Source organism: Pedobacter sp. 05T44 (assembly GCF_056395985.1).
This window is the reverse complement of record NZ_JBFTKO010000015.1, coordinates 73,515-93,355: the sequence shown is the minus strand read 5'-3', so window position 1 is coordinate 93,355 and position 19,841 is coordinate 73,515. Positions and strand designations below refer to the sequence as shown.

The following is a 19,841-nucleotide window of genomic DNA, read 5'->3' as shown; positions in this document are numbered from 1 at the left end:
TGAATGGTGTTTTAAAAAATATTACCTAAAGGTCAATATTCCATTTTTTAGCTCGGCTTGCATACCTGAAGTAAGTTTCAAATTACTGATTACTACATCCAGGGGCAGGTTTTTGTCAATTTCGCCAGTAAAGGTCTGCTGGGAAACTGCTGGTGTTTGCCAGGCAATTTTTACATCAAACCAGCGATTTAAGACCTGCGAGATCTGGGATAGTGGTTGGTTATGGAAGGAATAAGTACCGTTTCGCCAGGAAAGTACTTCTTGCGCATCAAATGTTTTGACCTCCAGATGCTCTTTTCCGATTACGGCTTCCTCTCCAGGTTTTAATTTAATAACCTGGTTATCTTTTTTAGCCGACACAGCCCCCTCCACTAGCGCTGCAGTGAAATTTTGAGCGGTATATGCATTTACATTAAAAGAAGTTCCATGCACATGCACATCAGCATAAGAAGTATGTACTATAAATTCTTGTTGAGGGTTCTTTGCCACTTCGAAATAGGCCTCTCCGGTTAAATAAACCTCTCTTGTTTGTTTTCCGAACTGGAAAGGGAAACGCAGACTGGATGCAGCGTTCATCCACACTGTGGTACCATCTGACAGTTTAATTTTATAGTCTTTAGTAACCGGAACAAATAGTGTCGCCCATTCCTGACTATCGGCATTACCGGCGTTATAGCTTAGCTCCTTTTGTTTGGTATTGATTTGGGTTTGGCCTAATTTAATCTGCTTATTGTTGGAAAGATCGACCGCTTTTCCCTGATCCGTTTTAAGGTATACTTCTTTAAATGCCTGGTTCTGAAGTGATGTTTGGGTTTGATTGGTGGAGTTAAAATACCATGCAAGTGGAAGGGTAATGGCCAGCATTGCAGCAATACCACTTAAGGCCCATCTGTTTCTGCTGAAAAATGAACCAGGTTGCTGGTGTAGGCTTTCGCTTGTCTTTTCCCAGGCCTGATCAGGATTGAGTCCGGACAGGAATGCTGCTGCTTTGGGGCTTCCCATTTTAGCTTTCAATACCTCCCAGAACTTTCGCACTTCGGCGTGGCTTGCAATGGCATGCTCCGCAACAAGGTTATCCTGTTCACTGATCGTTCCAGCTATCTTTTCAAATAAAAGACCTTGTATATATTCCTCGTTATACTCCATTACTACACATTAGACGCAATTAAGCGATTATCAGGTGAATATTTCATTTAAAATTAATGAGTTTTTTCTGCAGGGCCTTTACAGCCAGTTTTAAATGGGTTTTTATGGAGTTTACAGAGAGGCCCATTTCCTCTGCTGCTTCCTTATATTTTTTATCTTCCAGATATACCAGCTTAAATGCCTTTTGGCGCTGAGTTGGCAGTTGTTCAAATATGAGATCAAACTTTCCCTGGTAATCGTTTTCCTGATTTGTTTCCTGATCCTCTTCTCCCTGCCAGCTTTGTTCTTCTGTATACGCGTTAAGCTTACGCTCAGATACCTTCTTATCTCTGAGAACTGTTAAGCAACGATTGTGAACTGAGCGTAGCAAATAAGCCTTTATTGAGGTATTGATGGACAGGAAAAGCTTTTTCTGCCAGATAGCGATGAAAAGGTTCTGAACCAGGTCCTCGGCCTCCATATCATCCTCCAGCATAAAATATGCTTTAGTGGAAAGAACCTTATAATATTTCTTAAAAATCAGCTCATAAGCGGTGTAATCTCCGCCTTTAAGTTGTTCCAGTAATATTTGGTCTTCATCTTCCATTATGAACTCAGGTAAACTAAAGATATAAGTTCAAATGAATAATATCAAAATTTCACACAAACGTTTGCATAAATTTTCGGTATGCAGAAGCGTTTTTAGTTAATTCTTTGCAAAGAAATTTCAAACAGGGAAATGTTATTTGGAAATTCCCGGACTTAATTTCAACCAAATCAGGGACATTCTGTTGAGACATCTGGCTTTAAAGCCTTTATCAAACGCTTGCGCAGCAGTTGTAACACCTTGACTTACAACATTGCTGGATACTTTATTACTTTTTCATATCAATTCATCCTTAACCAAATTTTATGAAAAAAAGTAATCTTTTATTAGCGTGCGTTTTTTGCAGTATTCTATTCACATTTTCATGTAAGAAGGCAGAACACATCCAATCAGAAGAAAAAAATTTGTCGGTTCATGACTCCACCGCTGAAATTATTACCCAAACCCGAAATGTAAACATCGTTTACTTTGTACCCAGCGACCTGGATACATTGGCCGGCTATCAAAAAAGATTGAGCGACCTGTTATTGTGGACCCAGGAATGGTACAAACAGGAAATGAACCGTAATGGCTATGGTTATAAAACTTTCGGCCTTGCCAATGACGGTTCAGATGGCGTAAAGATCATTACGATAAGAGGTAGCTTACCTAAAAGCGGCTATCCATATTCAGGTGGCTCGGGAGCGGTAGCTAGTGAAGTGAATGCTTACTTTGCTGCTCACCCGGCCGACAATACAAGCGACCATACGCTAATCATTATACCAAGATATTCCATTGGTGCCAATGGCACGCCTAACGGGGGTCCTTTTTATGGTACCGGCAGGTGGTGTTATGCATTGGACTATGAAGAAATGGATATCCAGAATCTTGGCAAAACGGACGCTGTCGGCAATCGATTCAGTGTATGGTTTGGCGGTATGATTCATGAATTAGGCCACGGACTGAACCTGCCACATAACAGGCAAAAGGTTTCGGAAGATGCTACGCTAGGTATGGCTTTAATGTGGGCGGGCAATGGTACCCTAGGTAAAAGCCCTACTTTTTTAACTGCTGTTGATGCGGCGGTTTTAAATACCAATCAGGTATTTAACAACAATAGCAATACATATTATGGCTCAGTAACATCGAGTATCAATAAAATACATGCAAGCTATTCCAGCGCCCAATCTTCGATTATAGTATCAGGTAAATTTACGTCGACCGGCAATGTAACGAGTATTCTCTATTTTAATGATCCTAACGTGAACAACGAGGGTACAGGTGTGAACCACGATTACAACGCCATCGGCTGGGAATCGAAAAAAATAGGTACCGACAGCTTTAGGGTAGTGATGCCTATTGCCGATCTGGTAGAAAAGGCAGATGGGATTCCTTATGAATTAAAAGTTAAACTGGTACACGACAATGGCACTGTTACTCAACAGATCTATAGCTATACATTTGCAGGTGGGATTCCTGTTTTAAATTTCAGTACCAGAAACGAGCTTAGTAAAACAGGCTGGAGCATTGCTTCATTCAGTTCTGAGGAAACAAGCGGTGAGGGTGCCGTAAATGGCAGGGCCAGTACACTGATTGATGGAAGTGGAAGTACTTACTGGCATTCGCGCTGGTCAAGTTCAGCAACCTCCTACCCTCATAATGTGGTGATCAACCTGGGATCTTCTAAAACTGCAAGCGGCCTTAGTTTAACTCAACGTAGTGGTTTGAGCCGTGCGGTTAAGAATTTCGAGGTACTGACCAGCACTGATGGCATTAATTTTACTTCGGTAAACAACTATGTTGCCGCAAACGCAGACGGGCCTCAATACTTTGATTTTGGAAGTGCAAAGACTTTCAAATACATAAAGGTCATCGCCAATTCTGCGCATGACGGATTACAGTTTGCAGCTTTAGCCGAGTTGGGATTGTACTAATTAGGGAAGGTTAGTTAATAGTAACAGGGGGCGTTCATACTTTTTGAACACCCCCTTGTTATTTTAGGCCGCAGACTTACAAGCCTTTAATCCTGTCCTGTTCATCCCAGGCGCCATTACGGTCTCTTAAGCGCTTGTTGTTCTTGGCATTTTTGCTGATCCTATAACTGAAAGAAAATATAACTGTTCTGGTATCCTGCCTGTTTCTAAATATAGCACTGGAACCAGCTACATTATGGATACTGCCTTTGCGTATGGCTGAATAGAATAAATCGCTGCCATTAACCCCTATTGAACCATTACCTGAAAACAGTTGCTTTTTAACTCCTGCTCTAATGCCCGCTAGCCCAAAAGTTGTTACCTGATTGGAATAATTTCGGCCTCCCCAGTCAAAAGCAAGTTCGGCACTCCAGGTTTTGCCTAAAGAAAAGCGGTTATACCAGTTAAACGACTGCATAACCACAGCTGTATCTACAGTAATCCCATTGAACTCGGATTGTAAATGTACCCGCTCAGGATTGACCGTAAAATCGGCATTCCACCATTTGAAAATATCCTGATTATACGAAAGCATTAATCCTGTTATGATAACAGATCCGACGTTTTCTGGTCTCTTGATATATACATCATTAATGGCTTTGATAACAGGGCTGCTGGTATTGGACATAAATGAATAATAAACGTTGGTGGTCAGTTTATCTTTAAATACATGAGTGAGCTGAATATTATTGGTAAACTCGGGACTAAGAAATGGATTACCAGACTCCTGATTATACTTTTGCACTACCATAAGAAAAGGATTCAGCTGATCATAAGCAGGTCTGTTGATGCGTTTTCCATAGCTTAAAAAGAACTGATTCTGGTTTGTAGAATCGGGCTTATAGGAAAGGAAGAATGACGGAAAAGCATTGAAGTAATTCCTTACAAAGGATGAATCGGATTTTTGTATGTTCCCCAGCTGATGCCCTTTGGAACTGGTATGTTCCGTCCTAAGCCCCACCTTAACACCAAGCTTACCAAATTCACGGTACCCCTCGACATATAAGGCATTGATGTTTTCTCGATATAGGAATGCGTTTGTTCTATTGTAATCTGGTTGTTCCAGTTCAGCAGCGCCAGAAAAGTAGTTGGCCTGATTATCTGTTTTTATAAAGCTTGATTTTAGACCCGCACTGAGTTTGTAATTATTTTTTAATGAGAATGAATAATCCGCCCGGGCCGAAAAGATATCTATTGTTCTTGGAAGATCCCCCCTGATGCGCTCTAAGCCCAATGCCTGACCAGAGGCATTGTAACTATTGTTGCCAAAAAGCTGGTTGTTGGTGGAATTGTAGTGTGTGTAATCGACATCCATACTGAGCTCGGTTCCTGTACTATCGAACTGGTGCAGCATATTTAAATTCATCGTACCGTTCCTGAACAGGTTGTTTACGCTATGACTGGAGTTTACCATAGAGTCCAATTCACGATTGCCATTCATCATTAAATTTTTAATCCCTCCATGTTCGTTAACCCGATTCCTTAGCCCATTGAAAATAAAACCAATGGTGGTTCTTTTGTTCAGGTAATAATCGACTCCTACTTTTACATTACTGTTGTGCCTGTTGTAAAGTATTTCGCCTTGCTGTTCCAGTATTGAAGTTAAGCTCCCTGTCTCATTTTTAAAGCTTCGGGTTGCCGAGGAATTCTGGAAATCTTTAGGGTTACCTGCCCCTACATTTGTGAAAAGGTTTAGTTTGTTTATGCGATAGTTAAAATTGAAGGAGCCATTTACTTTTCTGTAAATACCCTTTCCGCCGTTTAAAGTTATACCGGTATTGAACCCCTCCTGTTTGCTTTTTTTTGTTAAGATATTGATAACGCCACCACTACCCGCTGCATCGTACCTGGCTGGAGGATTGGGTATCAGCTCGACCTTATCCAGCTGATCTGTTCCCATTGTTTTTAAATAAGACATCAGATCGGCGCCCGACAAATACGTTAATTTGCCATCAAAATAAACCGTAGCTCCCTTACCCATCAGGTTAATTGTACCTTCTTCGGTAACCCTTAGGCCAGGCAGCCTGCCTAAGAGCTCAAATGCATTGGTGCCAGCAACGTTAATAAGGCCATCAACATTTACTACAGTGCGGTCAATTTTACGCTCTATAGCCTTTTTACGGGTGGTAATTTTTACTTCTTTAAGGTCCGTTGTTTGAGCCAAGGAAGAAGTTGCGATTAGACAGAGTAATAGAAAAATTTTCATCATAATTAGCATTAAGTTTCAACCAAATTAGCTCCCCAGGGCTTTCAGGAAAAGACTAATCGGTGAACAAGGCGATGTCCTCGACAAACGCTTAAAAAGGGGCATATTCTGATGAGCTAAATAGTGTATTTTTGAGTATGAAGAAAAATCTATGGCTTCTGTTGGGTGCCTTTATTATTTTTTACATGCTAGTTCATGTGAGTGGGCACCTACCAGGCTTACTCCATGGGAAGTGGACGCTGGTAGATGAACGTAGTTTCACAGTGCAATTGCTAAGTATGGTAACAGATATGAGTATCTCATTCCTGTTCGTGTTGTCGACCTATCTGGTAATGTATAAGTACTACCCTACACGGAAGTATATGCAGCTAACGATTACCATGGCGCTTATTATAAGCGTTTGTTTTATGGTTTGTCTATTTATCAGCTATGTGGTAACTATAGCACTATCTCTTGACCCTGTAAGATTAAGCCTCTTTTTTAGAAATAACATACTCATTTATGTGTTAAACACCATTTTTGCAATGGTATTCTATTTTATAAGGTACACCCGGCAGAAGGAATTAGAGCAAAAAGAATTAGAACTGCAGAACCGCACATCAGAGCTTTCATTCCTTCGCTCACAGGTCAACCCGCATTTTCTATTCAACAACCTCAATACAATTTATTCCCTTGTTTACCACAAATCCGAGCAAGCCTTACCGGCAATAGCAGGACTTTCGGAATTGCTGAGGTATATGCTCTACGACAGCAGTGAAAAAATAGAACTGGAGCAGGAGATCAGTTACATTGAGAAATACATCTCCCTTCAGCAATTACGTTTTGAAAACCCTGTTGCCGTTAATATGAAGGTAACTGGTAATGTAAAAGAAATGAAGGTGCCGCCCTTATTGCTAATCCCCTTTATAGAAAATGCCTTTAAACATGGAGATGTCTCGGAAAATAAAGAATGGCTATGGATAGACATCAATATGGCTGGTGCTGAGCTGATATTTTCATGTATCAATACCAAAGCGAGTAAAAGCAAGGATTTTACCGGAGGGATTGGAATAGGCAACGTAACGAAGAGACTTGAACTGCTTTTTAAAGGGTGTTACAAATTGGATATCAGAGACAATGAACATCAATTTACAGTTAAACTTGAACTGAACAATGAAGAATGGTAACATCCTGCACTGCATAGTCCTCGATGATGAGATCCATGCCGTTAAGTTACTGGCAGATTATGTAATGCGTACAAACGGCCTTGAACTGATATTGAAAACCACAGACCCGACAGCAGCTGTCGATCTCATTCATAACGGCAACGTCGACCTGATCTTCCTGGACATTCAAATGCCCAACCTTACGGGTATCGAGGTAATGAATATCATTCGTCAGAGACAAACAAAGGTCCTCCTCACAACAGCCTATCCGGAATATGCCTTAACTGGCTTCGAATACGATGCAATTGATTACTTAATGAAGCCCATCACTTTTGAAAGATTTTTGATTGCAGTAAACAAGGCTAAGAAACGAATGAATTTAAACGCTCCGGAGGCGATGGAACCTGACCATATTTTTATTAAGGTTGAGCACAGGCTGCAGAAAATCTTGTTTTCATCGATCCACTACATTGAAGGCCTGGGCGATTACATCAGTTTTCATACCTCTGGAGGCAGAGTGCTTTCATTGGAGCGCATGAAACACATTGAATTGATCCTTCCCCAACATCTTTTCTTAAGGATACACAAGTCGTATATCATTAACACCAGCCATATTGATTTTGTAGAGCGAGGCAGGATTGTGATCGATAAGAACTACCTGCCAATTGGCGAAACCTATAAGGATGTGGTAAATAAGAAGTTGGGGCTTAAAAGTTAAAGTCTGCTTATCTCTTAAATTTTAAAATGGTGTAAGAATGTGCCGGGAAGCTATATTTAGGTGCGTCTCCACTTAGATTTACCTTTGAGCTTACTGTTTTATACCGTTCAGGTTCGGAAGGTGTATTCTTTGAAGTAAGTTTACCCGACAACACATAAACTTCGGTCTCTGGATTTCTACCTTCAAATCCGTTAAGCTCAATTGCAGTAGTAATGGCCTCAGCACTGATATTTACAATGTGTAATGCCAAGGTCTTTTCATCTTCGCTACGCGCTGCTGTTACATCCAGAGCACCTTCTACTTTACTTAAAACACGTAAGGGTAAATAATTCTCTACCTGCATCTTCTGTGCATAAAATGGGGGCATCCCCCACGCCTTGCCCGCGGTAAAGAAAATCTGACCCTGATCCCAATCATTGTCATTCTGCTGATAAGGTTGCAGTGCGTTGGCGGGACTTGAAGTTAGTACAAATTCATTATGTCTGCGGATTGCATTCAGATTAGTAGCATGCCCCAAGGCGCGCTGAATACCATGTTTGCTCCCATTCTCTTCAAAAACGGCAACTTTCATTTGGGTTGCCGGATCCCATTGCTTAAACATACGTTGCATATCTGCAAGTTGCTTATCCGTATCCAGACCTGCCTTTGGATCATCACCACCTACATGGAGATCCCAATAATCGGCCTTGCCGTTAAGTTCCCTGAATACGTACTCCATATTAGGCGATTCAGGGCGCCACCAGGCTGCATGCACGAATTTTAAAGAACTATCTTTCTTTTTCATGGCTGCATACAAGAGATTAAAGCGTGCTACATATTCCTCATATGCTTTTTTGTTATCGCCATTAAAAATAACCTCCTCATTCCCGATCTCTATATATTTTACTCCATAAGGTTTTGGATGTCCGTTTTTGGCACGCTTTGCCCCCCATTCTGTATTCACATTTCCATTAAGGTATTCTACCATATCAGCCGCATCCTCCGGTGTTTCATAGATGTTTATGGCAAAACAAGGTGTTATGGCTGTTGCTTCACAAAACTTAAGAAACTCTTCTATCCCAAAACCGTTGGTGGTATACCAATTCCAGTGGCCTCGATATGGGGGTCGTTTGTCGGGATCGCCAATCATTTTTTTGAACCTGTATTCCGGGGAATTCACCATAGTTCCGGCATAACGCAAAAAGGTTAGCCCTTGCGACACCAGCATATTGCCAATATCGGCCCGGATTGGCAAGCCTTTAAACTGATCTTTACCAGTGCCCATAAGTACTGCCTGATCTATCCAAAGTTTACCCTTTGAAGAAATATAGATAGCCAATCTGGCATTTTTATCTGCGGTGCCAGAGGTCAATGTAAATGCATACTTCTTCCAGTTGGCACCTATACCGTTTAATTTTTTGATTGCATATGTTTTGCTGCCATCAGCACTTTCAAGCGCGATACTTACAGGGCCGCTTAGTTTTTCTGCCTTTAGGTATACCCTTCCCTGAAAAGTTTGCCCTTTACGCAATGCAATACCCCAACGGTTTAAACTCCTGTTGGCTACTCCTACTTTTCCGGTACCCGTTGCAAAGGTGATAACCTGCGATTTTTTTCCATTATAGGCTACATTGCTGTCGAGCTCAAAATTGGCTTTTACTTGTCCTGAACTGATGATATCCCAATTATAGCTCACCTGCTCATTGGCGGCATTTACAAGGCTGAGTGGTTCTGTTTTTCCGTTTTCTTGTATGGAGATATTCCTGAACTCCATTGGCGATCTCCAGGTACGCAAACCTATCTTTCCTTTAAGCAAGGGGTTACGCTCATCCTTAAAGGAAAGCATCTGTTGTCCATTAAGGAAAACTTCAATCTCGGATCCTTTTAGTACCACCTTTACTTTATTCCATGTTTCAGGATCAAAACTAGCAGCTGCTTCTTTGAGTGATTCAAAGTTTTGCAGGTGCTTTCCAAGGGCTATCTTTTTACCGTCTCTGCTCAGGCTGATCTCATACCCATCAAAAGCATCATCACCTACACCTGCATTGGCTACCCGAACCAGCAGGGCACCACTTTCTCCTTTTCCGGTAAACCTGATCTCGGCTTGAACGGTCCCGTTACTTACTTCTTTTGGCTCATAGATCAATTTGGCACTATGATCTGGCTCTACACCTATTAGATGCGAACCGGTCATGAATACTTCACTATTTGTGTTTCTGCCAGGGATAATGGCAACCGCACCGTCTTTTGCCGTCCAATAGCCCGTAAACCTTTTCCATTGGTTATGATTTACACCAGTGGAAGGTTCTTCAAAGCTCTCGCCGAATATGCGCTGGTCGTAAAAGCCTCCGTAGATTTCGTGGTTCACATCTTCAATATTTGAACCGTAGATCAGCGGGCTTAATTTATTTTGAATTTGACCGACATCTACCTTAATTCGTGCAGTTTGAGGAAGCGGCAGCCAAACTTTATAGCCTTTTGCGACTCTGTTTCCAACAGCATAGTAAGGGATAGCGGTAAAAGTTTTGCCGTCAGCTGTTTTGCCCGTAACCACATTCACACCCTTTAGCAGGTTGTTTTTGTATTGCGATTGCAATGCTGCAGTAGTATCGATCTGCAACTGTTCAACATTAGTGTTATCTGCTGCCTCGAGGCTATAAACGATAGGTCCTGACGCTATTGCTACGCTGTTTCTTAAGTCTTTTACTTGATTATTTGCAGTAACAAAACGCGGTTTCATAGGCAGCTGGAGTTCCACCTGGTCACCTTTTTTCCATTTGCGGCTGATTACAGCATAACCATTTTCCATTGTGGCTTTGGCAGGGCTGCCGTTTACAAGCAGCGTATATGACGAAGGCAGATCGGAACGGTAGAGATCGTAAGGATTTTCTTTCCCCCTTGCCCATCCTGGAATGCGGAGGCTTAAACTAAAGGCCGATTCCTTTTCAGGATTTACAGTTAGGCTAATCTTTCCTTCCCATGGGTAATTGGTTTTCTGTGAAATGGCGATTAAGGTTTTGCCAGGCAGGCGGATATTGGCATCACTACCGATAAACATGTTTACAAACAAACGATCGCCCGAAGATGCGTAGATGTAGTTTGGAAGTTCAGAAACCATTTTTAAGAACATAGGTGGGCAGCATGGGCAAGAATGCCATGCCCATCTTGAATGATCATGTGCATTGAGTGGATTTTGATAGGTATACTGGTCGCCTGAAAGAGACACACCAGTAAGTACGTTGTTATACAGCACGCGTTCAAACTCATCCATATATTTTCCATCGCCGGTTAGTTCATTCATACGCTGACTGAAAAATCCTGCACCTACAGCTGCACATGTTTCGAGATAGGCATCAGTTGGAAGGTAATAATCTGGCCCGAATTTCTCGTCGTGCGCAATGGCACCGACACCGCCAGTTACAAACATACGGCGGCCAACCATATTGTTCCACAGCTGATCTGCAGTTTGTATGTACTGAGGATCATGGCTCTCCAAAGCAACGGCTGTAATACCTGTAGCTAGTAAAGTGGCACGCACAGCATGACCTTCTATGGTTTTCTGTTTGAAAACAGATATGGAATCTTGTGCATAATCGCCCCAGGTAGGGCGAGTGGCATTGGTTACCGCTCCTTCTTTATATTTTTGATCCTTGATCCACTTTTCTGATTTGTCGTTGCCCCAGGTTTGCCAAAGCGGGTAGTTGATGTGGTTACCACGATTTTCGATCCAGAACCTTACCAAATCATAATAAGCCTTTTCATTTACCGGAACCTCCATTTTCTTTTTAAGACCAGGGTTGTTTTTATATAGCCAGTATAATTTCATAACCGCTTCCTCTGGCCCGGAGTGGGCTGGTACAATGTTTCTTTTAGGAATAGGCCCCATCAGGTTGCTCATGTAATTTGCAAAACGGGTAGCAACTTCGAGCAGTTTGGTTTTACCTGTGGCATTGTAATAGTGAACGCCTGCCTCTATGAGCATACCTGCATTGTAAACATCGTGTTGAAAACGTAAAAGCCCACCGTTATCTCCCCAGTGATGGGTTGGTTCCATTAGATCGGTATAGGTATTGATATATCCGTTGGGATCGGCCTTTTGAGCAGCATAGATACGATCTATATACCCATCAAGTCGTGCCTGTAATATTGGATCGGGATGCTGAATGGTGAGATCACCTATTCCGCGAATGCTTTCATAGATCAAGCCGTCAAACCAGGGCAAACCTGCATGACTGCCTGTTCCTTTTTTTCCCTGGGCAATCTTATCGAAATTGTTAAACACATTATTACTTTCCTGTTCTTTTGCAGGCAGGTGTTGTCCTTCGAACTTATTCAGCACATCGTTGGCAGTTGTGGTTCTCCAAAGCTCGAATTTAGGACTCCAGAAAGTGTCATTTATGTTTGCTTTAAGGCTTTGGGTTAGCTGGACATTCTGGTTAACACCAGTGGTTTGTGCCATGCTATCGGTAAAAAGAGCAGTGGTAATGCCGATGCTTAATAAGAAATAGTGTTTCATTGTGTGTGGTTTGGTCTCCAAATATATAAATATTTTACAACTGGTACGAACTGGTACGATTTTTTTATTTTTTATTTACGATGTTTGTCTGGCAAGTAACTATATTTGCCAGCAATACACCAAACGTGAAAGAAAATAAATCAAAATATAAACTTGTAGTAAGCCATGTGATTGATCGAATAGGCACAGAGGAATACAAGAATGGAGACAGGATACCTTCTATCAATGATTTCAGAACTGAGTATGGCCTATCGCGTGACACAGTGTTTGCGGGCTTACGCGAACTGATGTCAAAAGGTATTATTGCATCCAACCACGGGGTTGGTTATTTTGTGAAGAGCACCAAAATTCAGACAGGACATCATATATTCCTGCTCTTCAATGAATTCAATGAATTTAAAGAAGACCTGTTCAACTCTTTTGTGGAATCGGCTGGGAATAGCGCCACAGTTGATCTGTATTTTCATAATTACAACAGAAAGGTTTTTGAAACGTTGGTAAATGATGCCAATAACAAGTATACAGATTACATCATCATGTCGGGAAAGTTTCAGGGAATTGAACCGCTGTTGGAATCTTTATCGGGCAGGGTGTTTTTGCTGGACCATTTCCATGCAGATTTGAAAGGAAAATATTCATCGGTGGCACAGAATTTTGAAACAGATACCTACGAGGCTTTGGAATCAGCCATAGAATTGATTCGCAAATACAGGCACATTTATATGATTCAAAAGGAAGAAAAGGAGCCTTTGGAGCGTTATGATGGTCTTAAAGTGTTTTGCAGCAAGTATGGGTTTGGCCACGACTATCTTTCTGTGACTACCACAAGAACAATAGAAAAAGGTGATTTATTTATTGTGGTGAATGACAGGGACCTGGTGGATCTTTTGAAGCAGGCCACTGCTCAACAGCTTACCGCAGGTACTGATTTTGGGATCATATCTTACAATGATACCCCCCTTAAAGAGCTTCTTGCCGGTGGGATCACGACACTTTCTACCGACTTTAAGCTGATGGGAAAGACCATGGCAAAGCTGATCAAAACAAAAGGGATTAACACAGTTGAGAATCCATGGAAGCTGGAAGTTCGAAGCTCCCTGTAGAAGCTATTTGATCAAAGGATTTTTTTTGGTATATTCAACTATCATTAAATCTGCAGGTTATGAATTATTTTAAAAGCATTTCGCTGGCAATCTTTTGTTTGCTCTGCGTTTCCTTCACAGCTTTCCACCATGGTTGGGCTGATTATGATCAAAAAAAAGTATTGGATTTTAAAACCACAATTGAAGAGTCGGTATATGAAAATCCGCATGCCTTGGCTAAAGTAAAATACAAAAAACAATTATGGACAGTTTATTTAGCCCCTACCAGCCGCATGACAGATCGTGGGCTAACTGCTGATATGATTAAAAAGGGGACAGAAGTAAGGTTGGTTGCTTATCCTCATAAAACTAAAAAAACAGAAATGAGGGCAGAAAGGATATTTGTAGACAGTGTAAAATACGAATTGCGATAGCTGTGCCTTTGTTTATATCTGATCTCCTCAGCTGGTTAGAAAATACAGCCTTGGCGGCTGCTATTCGTCAATCCTTGTGGTTGTACCCGGCTTTGGAAATTGTACACATCACAGGAATTGTAATTTTAGTGGGCGCTGCATTTATGTTCGACCTGCGGTTGCTGGGTTTTTCAAAAAGCCTTTCCATATTCGGCTTATCCTGCCATTTGCTTCCCTGGTCAAGAAAAGCATTGCTGTTGGTTATACCCTCTGGAATGTTATTATTCATGACCAATTCAAAAACCCTTGGTATAGACCCAACATTCTGGCTAAAAATGGCTTTGCTGATAATTGCAGCCCTTATTGTATTGGTGTTTCATAAACTCTTATTCAAACCTAAATCTGACGCCCAAAATCAAGAACTTCCGTTTTCCACAAAAATATCGGCCCTTGTTTCGATCACCGTATGGGTAGCAATTATTGCCTGCGGTCGTTTGCTGGCGTATTAACCTTTTTGGAGAAACACAATACTATTGAGAACCTGAGTTTTAAATTAAGATCTGAATCTGGTATCTTTAATAAAAACTTTTACCATGAAGCTAGTGACTATAGTTGTTCCTGAAGGGGAAATTAACCTGAGTAGCATAACCGGTTCATTTGAAATACTAACACGCGCGAATGACATTTGGCAAAAAATGGGTAACAAACCCATGATGGAAGTAAGGATAGCCGGATTTGTGCCAGAGTTAAAGGTTGATGACGGTTTCTTTTCTATTAAACCTATAAATATTAATGATATAGAAAAAACTGATCTGCTGATCATCCCCTCTGTTTCTTATGACATTGATCTGCTGGAAAACAATGCTTCTCTAATTGCATGGATAAAGGAACAGTATATGGGTGGTACTGAAGTTGCCTCAATGTGTTCCGGGGCATTTTTGCTCGCAGCCACAGGCTTACTGGATGGCAAGAGTTGCTGCACGCATTGGAATTTGGCGCCTGATTTTAGACGGTTGTTTCCAAATATTAATCTTCAAATTGATAAGCTCATTACCGCTGAACGAGGAATATATACCAACGGGGGTGGATATTCATTTTTGAACCTGATACTTTTTCTGGTTGGAGAGTATTTTAACAGAGAGGTAGCTATTATCTGCTCAAAGATTTTTCAAATTGACATTGAAAGATCATCACAGTCGCCTTTTCACATTTTCAGAACACAAAAAAACCATGGCGATGAACTTATTAGTAAAGCACAAAGTTATATAGAAGAAAATCTAAGCGAGAAAATTTCCTTTGAGGAACTTGCCTCAAAGCTTGCCATTAGCCGAAGAAATTTTGACAGACGATTCATTAAAGCAGTTGGCAATACTCCCGTGGAATATTTGCAAAGAGTAAAAGTAGAAGTTGCTAAAAGCACACTTGAAAAAGGAAATAAGACCGTTTATGAAGTTATGAATGAAGTTGGCTATTCAGATGACAAAGCATTTAGAGGCGTTTTCAAAAAAATAACTGGCTTATCCCCATTGGATTATAAAGCCAGGTATTTTAAGGAATCTGTGTTAGTATAGCAACCTATCTTAATACTTATCTTAATATTGCTGTAGCAGCTCCAGCATTTTACGATCTAGCTTATGGCCATTGTAATCTTCATATTCTACATCTTGCCGCTCGCTGTCAAGAATACCAAAACTACCACGCAAATTCCATAGCGACCAGCCCCAGCCATTTTCCTTCCATATTTCCAGATTATCTTTCATCCATGCAAGCGATACATCATGAGGAGTATGCTGGTATGCTCCCCATTCGCCAACATGTACTCCTACGCCCTGGTCCATTAGCTTTTTCCAGGGATCAAATATTTCCAGTTTTAACCGATCTTTATCCCACTTGTCGTTGCTTTCTGGATTTAAAGGCCAGGTTGGAACAGGCCAATCTGCTTTAACCCAGGATGCTTTATAGTGACTTACCTGCATAGGTCCGTATCCCCGGGTACTTTGTCCAACATTTAAGTCGGATGCCCCAAATACGGGTTTAGTTCCATAATGGAGTCCATCAATAACAATTAATCGATCAGGATCTTCTTGCCGGATGGCATTAACAATCCGTGTAACTACCCGCACGTAATCTGGCTCCTCAACATTTGAAGGCTCATTAATCAGATCGAAGCTCAATTTCTTACTATTGATCCTCTTGTATCGTTTGGCCAGGGTTTGCCAATGGAAGGCAGCAGCTTCTAAAGCCTTCTCATCTTTCCATAAATTAAGTGGCTCTGCCGGTGGATTAACACAATAACCCGGGACACGATGGAGGTTAAGGTTAACATGAATCTTGTATTTAATTCCGTAGTCAATTGCCTGATCTATTTCTTTCAACACATTTTCGTCCATTTGAAGCCAATTATCAGGTTTTGACCAGCAGTGGTATGACATTGGTAAACGGGCAAAGTTAAAACCCCATTTGGCCATCATTTGAAAATCTTCTTTTTTAAAAGGTTGGTTATGGTCTCCATTAAATTTCTCTAACAGATTAAAGCCACGCCAGAGCGGTAACTTGTTTGGTATAATTAAAGGGTTGGATTTAACAAATGCAGGTGTAAATAGGCTTGCAGCTGTTAAACCCACCCCTAGTTGAAGGAATTTTCTTCTTTCCATTTAGCTTTGAGATAGTTGAGGTTCGGTTTATTTCCTTAAATATACCAACATTCATGGATAAGTAGAAGACTATCTGTTATAAACATCCACAGCGCTTTCGAGATGTCTTGATCCAGATGTATGTACAACAAACCCTCCTACGCCAAGACCCGCAGCAAGTCCCCAGAACAATAAAGTACCCGTAACATTTGGACCTTTTGTGTTCATACTGCTCTGACCGAATCCAGTATGCGATAGTTTTTGCATATTGTTACCTTTTACCAGAAAAGAAACAATACCAGCCACAAATGATGCTCCGGCAGCAGCATATAATATTTTGCTGGTATTCATACTTCTTCTGTAGCCAGCCAGCATATCCATGCTTTCCGGATTATCGGCCATGTCGTTTTTAAGGTTTTGATAATTTACTTTTTTCAAATTATCGAATCCTTTGTTGTAATACATCCGAAGGTTAACAACAGGCTCTGGCCTGCCTCCATATCTGTATGCCCTATCGTCCAGAAATTCATCATAAGGAATTTCCTGAAAAATATTAATTTTTCCCTCTGCAATACGCTCGGCGAATTCGGCAGTGCGTCCGAAAGTGACTCTCCTGGTATTGGCGAAGAAACCATTTTCGTTACTAAAGAATTTTACTTTTTCGGGCGAAATTCTTCGGGAATCGGCCCGTAGCTGCCAAAATCCAGAAAAATCAGGCCGGAAAATGATCCTTTTAGCATAGATTACGGAGTCGGAATTAAGGTAAAGAAAGTTTTGGGATTCGTGCACCTGGGCACGGGCTGTGATGGCATAGCTAGCCAGTACAACCATGAGAAGCTTTTTCATAGTGGTTACATTTGTGTGTACCTAATAATACACAAATAATAGCCCAAAACTTCCTTTGTAAACAACAAAATACATTTGATCGCCAGATCAATTCTATTCGTGATTTGGATGGCAATTTATTTACCTTTCTTGCGAAGATTTAAATAGTCAATGTAATACAAGACCTTTACAGACAGACTTTTGTTTTGAGGCGCAGAGAGGATATCCTCGAAATTTCTGTTATAGCGTTTAGTATAAAAATCATCATTGGTTTCGGCAGCTTGCTTATATGACAAGGTAAGTTCACTTCCGGGGGCAAACTGCCAAACATAGATTAAATCGACATTAAAAACATTGTAATTCCTATCCATTGCAGTAAGTGGAGCACCCTGATAAGCAGCAAGCGTACCCTGATTGGTTAACAGATAAAATTCTTTATTTCTCCTATCACTCCAATAGTGCCGCAATACAACAGACACTCCCATCTTATTGCTGAATGAATATTTTGCATCAAATGAGTTTTCTACTGTGTTCCGGTTATATCGGGAAAAAATTGCCTGATCACCTTGCGCTTTTATCCAGCTGACATAATCGTAGCTTGGATTAAAATTCAAATCAAGACCAAAAGCGATCCTGTCATTTAATCTTAAGTTCTGGAAAAAATAGAAATTATATTCCCTTCCATTGAAAAGTTCCTTTTTGAAGTACTTTACATTTCCTCCAAAGTTATATGCCTTTGCATTATTTGGATTTACATAAACAGATGCCCCAAACCGGGCAGGCGTTCTGTACAATTGACCGTTTCGGGCTTCATAAAAATCGTTTCCCTCTGGCCCGTAGTCTAAATCCACTTCAACCGACCAAATACTTTTAAATTGCACCCAGGCACCGGTAACGACACCAAAACGCTGATAATCGCCGGGATTAACACGCCGGGAATATTCAAAATTTAACCAGCTTTCTAGTTGGTTATACCATGAGGTTGGCTTGTAATTATTATATCCAAACCTAACAAGCTGGTCTAAAAAATTATTGTTGGTAAAAAAGCCCATATCAGATTTATCGAACTTGTCATCAGCATATACCTGATTATAGCTCCATCTGAAATTTCCGCTCTGCTTACCACCTTTAAATTCATAATTAAAACCTGTTCTGCTGGTGGCTCCTTTTAGATAGCTCATTTTACCTGCCCCATTAAAAAAGTAAACATTCTTTTTGTCATTAAGGTTGAACAATAAAGCGCTTACGTTAGCATCGTAGGCAGAGCCCTGCCTTAAAACATTGGTATTGATAAAAGTTGCAGAGCTGTTGTTTTTTAAAGACTGATCGAATACCAGAATGTTGTAATTGGTTAGCGGTTGAGTTTCAGTTTCTCTTATACTCCCTTGCTGGTCTTCAACCTCGGTTTGCATGGCTTTAGTTATCGCGTTAAAAATACCTATGCCAAGTCCTTTTGCGGTTCTACCGGAAACCTTTGTGGCATTTAGCACTTTGGCTTCACTTTGATCTTTAATGATGGTTTCAGTGCTGCTTATATCAGAACGATTATAGTATTTTGGAATAGAGCCAATGCGCTTTGAATAAAACAGATCTCCCTTATTAAACAGTTCAGTTCCTTCTGTAAAAAACTGTCGGTTTTCATTAAACTTAACTTCAAAGGGTGTTAGGTTCAGAATTCGGTTATCGGACTGCACCTGACCAAAATCCGGCACCAAGGTCATATCTAAGGTAAAGCTGTTGTTAATACCATACTTAACATCCATACCGCCATTGAAACGCGCGGTTGTGTTTTTTATACCTGGAATATTGGCCGGATAATGGTTTACATAAGCAGACAGATAAGGGGAAAATGATAAACGTAATGGTGGTTTTATGTCCTTAACGCCCATCCAAAGCCCCTCCTGATTAATAAAACCATTTACATTGGGATTAACAAAATTCCAAAATGTTTGAACATTTGTGCGCTGGATTCGGCGACTGAAGTTTAGTCCCCAGTTTTGAATCTCTTTGGCAGAAAAACGCAAAGCAGAATAAGGAATTTTCATCTCAGCAGTCCAGCCTTTATCATCGATCTTAACTGCACTTTCCCAAACAGCATTCCAGTTCTCATCTTCATCGCCAATTTGCGAGTATTTGGCATCAAACTGAACTCCCGCAGCGGTAACAAAAAAACCATTGCCATTCATCTTGTCGTAAAAAGGGTCGAAAACTATGGAGATAAAATCGGCATTGCCAATATTATCCCGCGAAACCAATTCATGAGAAACACTATCAGGATGATCATACATCCGCGCATAAACATATACTGCAGCATCGTCATATAGCACCTTCATCTCCGTACGCTTCTCCTTTCCTTCTACCCTGCCTGGTACAGGTCTGATTTCAAAAAAATCAGTAGCGATAGGAACATCTATCCAACAGTGATCATCGAGAATACCATCTATTTTTGGGCTTTCGGTAGTTCTCACCGCCTGCAATTTCTTTTGCACTGAAGGATCCTGAGCCTGACATACCAGTGTATATGAAAGCAAGAAAAACAGAAATATGTAGTGTTTCATTTAAAGCGGTTAATGCCTATAAGACACTACCGTATTGTAAATGTTGCATGCTTGCTTACATTAATATTCAGACAAAATCTTG

General features: G+C 40.9%; 14 protein-coding genes. 7 read left to right on the top strand and 7 right to left on the bottom strand.

Going from position 1 to position 19,841, the window contains the following annotated elements; all coding sequences use genetic code 11:
- Positions 1-21: 21 nt before the first annotated feature.
- On the bottom strand, positions 22-1,146 hold the full coding sequence (locus AC1DDK_RS20320) for a FecR family protein (protein ID WP_337717769.1): 1,125 nt from the start codon (positions 1,144-1,146) through the stop codon (positions 22-24).
- A 43-nt stretch (positions 1,147-1,189) separates the two neighbouring features.
- The gene (locus AC1DDK_RS20315; RefSeq protein ID WP_337717771.1) at positions 1,190-1,732 is read right to left on the bottom strand and encodes an RNA polymerase sigma factor; all 543 of its coding nucleotides are present in this window, start codon (positions 1,730-1,732) and stop codon (positions 1,190-1,192) included.
- Between the two features lie 305 nt (positions 1,733-2,037).
- Between AC1DDK_RS20315 and AC1DDK_RS20310 the strand changes: the two genes are divergently transcribed.
- Positions 2,038-3,645, top strand: a complete 1,608-nt coding sequence (locus AC1DDK_RS20310; protein ID WP_337717773.1) for a discoidin domain-containing protein — start codon at positions 2,038-2,040, stop codon at positions 3,643-3,645.
- 76 nt (positions 3,646-3,721) lie between these two features.
- Here AC1DDK_RS20310 and AC1DDK_RS20305 read toward each other — a convergent pair whose 3' ends face one another.
- Positions 3,722-5,893, bottom strand: a complete 2,172-nt coding sequence (locus AC1DDK_RS20305; RefSeq protein ID WP_337717775.1) for an outer membrane beta-barrel protein — start codon at positions 5,891-5,893, stop codon at positions 3,722-3,724.
- 134 nt (positions 5,894-6,027) lie between these two features.
- Between AC1DDK_RS20305 and AC1DDK_RS20300 the strand changes: the two genes are divergently transcribed.
- A complete protein-coding gene (locus AC1DDK_RS20300; RefSeq protein ID WP_337717776.1) occupies positions 6,028-7,056 on the top strand; it encodes a sensor histidine kinase in 1,029 nt (342 codons plus the stop codon).
- Positions 7,043-7,753 (top strand): LytR/AlgR family response regulator transcription factor, encoded by a 711-nt coding sequence (locus AC1DDK_RS20295; RefSeq protein ID WP_337717778.1) that lies wholly within the window; start codon positions 7,043-7,045, stop codon positions 7,751-7,753. Before AC1DDK_RS20300 ends, AC1DDK_RS20295 begins: the two co-directional genes overlap by 14 nt.
- Before the next feature lie 7 nt (positions 7,754-7,760).
- Here the strand turns inward: AC1DDK_RS20295 and AC1DDK_RS20290 are convergent, their stop codons facing one another.
- On the bottom strand, positions 7,761-12,248 hold the full coding sequence (locus AC1DDK_RS20290) for a beta-L-arabinofuranosidase domain-containing protein (protein WP_337717780.1): 4,488 nt from the start codon (positions 12,246-12,248) through the stop codon (positions 7,761-7,763).
- A gap of 125 nt (positions 12,249-12,373) precedes the next feature.
- On the opposite strand from AC1DDK_RS20290, the gene AC1DDK_RS20285 reads away from it, so the two are divergent.
- The 4 genes from AC1DDK_RS20285 (at position 12,374) to AC1DDK_RS20270 (ending at position 15,314) form a co-directional block, all read left to right on the top strand.
- Entirely contained in the window at positions 12,374-13,351 is a 978-nt protein-coding gene (locus AC1DDK_RS20285; protein ID WP_288883054.1) for a GntR family transcriptional regulator, read from the top strand.
- Between the two features lie 59 nt (positions 13,352-13,410).
- Positions 13,411-13,764: a DUF6152 family protein gene (locus AC1DDK_RS20280; protein ID WP_172662500.1), complete on the top strand. Its 354-nt coding sequence runs from the start codon at positions 13,411-13,413 to the stop codon at positions 13,762-13,764.
- A 2-nt stretch (positions 13,765-13,766) separates the two neighbouring features.
- Positions 13,767-14,252, top strand: a complete 486-nt coding sequence (locus AC1DDK_RS20275) for a DUF6644 family protein (protein WP_477612353.1) — start codon at positions 13,767-13,769, stop codon at positions 14,250-14,252.
- Positions 14,253-14,336: 84 nt separating this feature from the next.
- On the top strand, positions 14,337-15,314 hold the full coding sequence (locus tag AC1DDK_RS20270) for a GlxA family transcriptional regulator (protein ID WP_172662499.1): 978 nt from the start codon (positions 14,337-14,339) through the stop codon (positions 15,312-15,314).
- Between the two features lie 21 nt (positions 15,315-15,335).
- Here the strand turns inward: AC1DDK_RS20270 and AC1DDK_RS20265 are convergent, their stop codons facing one another.
- From AC1DDK_RS20265 to AC1DDK_RS20255, 3 genes are all read right to left on the bottom strand, one after another.
- The gene (locus AC1DDK_RS20265) at positions 15,336-16,397 is read right to left on the bottom strand and encodes a glycoside hydrolase family 5 protein (protein WP_337717784.1); all 1,062 of its coding nucleotides are present in this window, start codon (positions 16,395-16,397) and stop codon (positions 15,336-15,338) included.
- A 69-nt stretch (positions 16,398-16,466) separates the two neighbouring features.
- Positions 16,467-17,222 (bottom strand): hypothetical protein, encoded by a 756-nt coding sequence (locus AC1DDK_RS20260; protein WP_337717786.1) that lies wholly within the window; start codon positions 17,220-17,222, stop codon positions 16,467-16,469.
- Between the two features lie 116 nt (positions 17,223-17,338).
- Positions 17,339-19,759 (bottom strand): DUF5916 domain-containing protein, encoded by a 2,421-nt coding sequence (locus AC1DDK_RS20255; RefSeq protein ID WP_337717788.1) that lies wholly within the window; start codon positions 19,757-19,759, stop codon positions 17,339-17,341.
- Between the last annotated feature and the right edge of the window lie 82 nt (positions 19,760-19,841).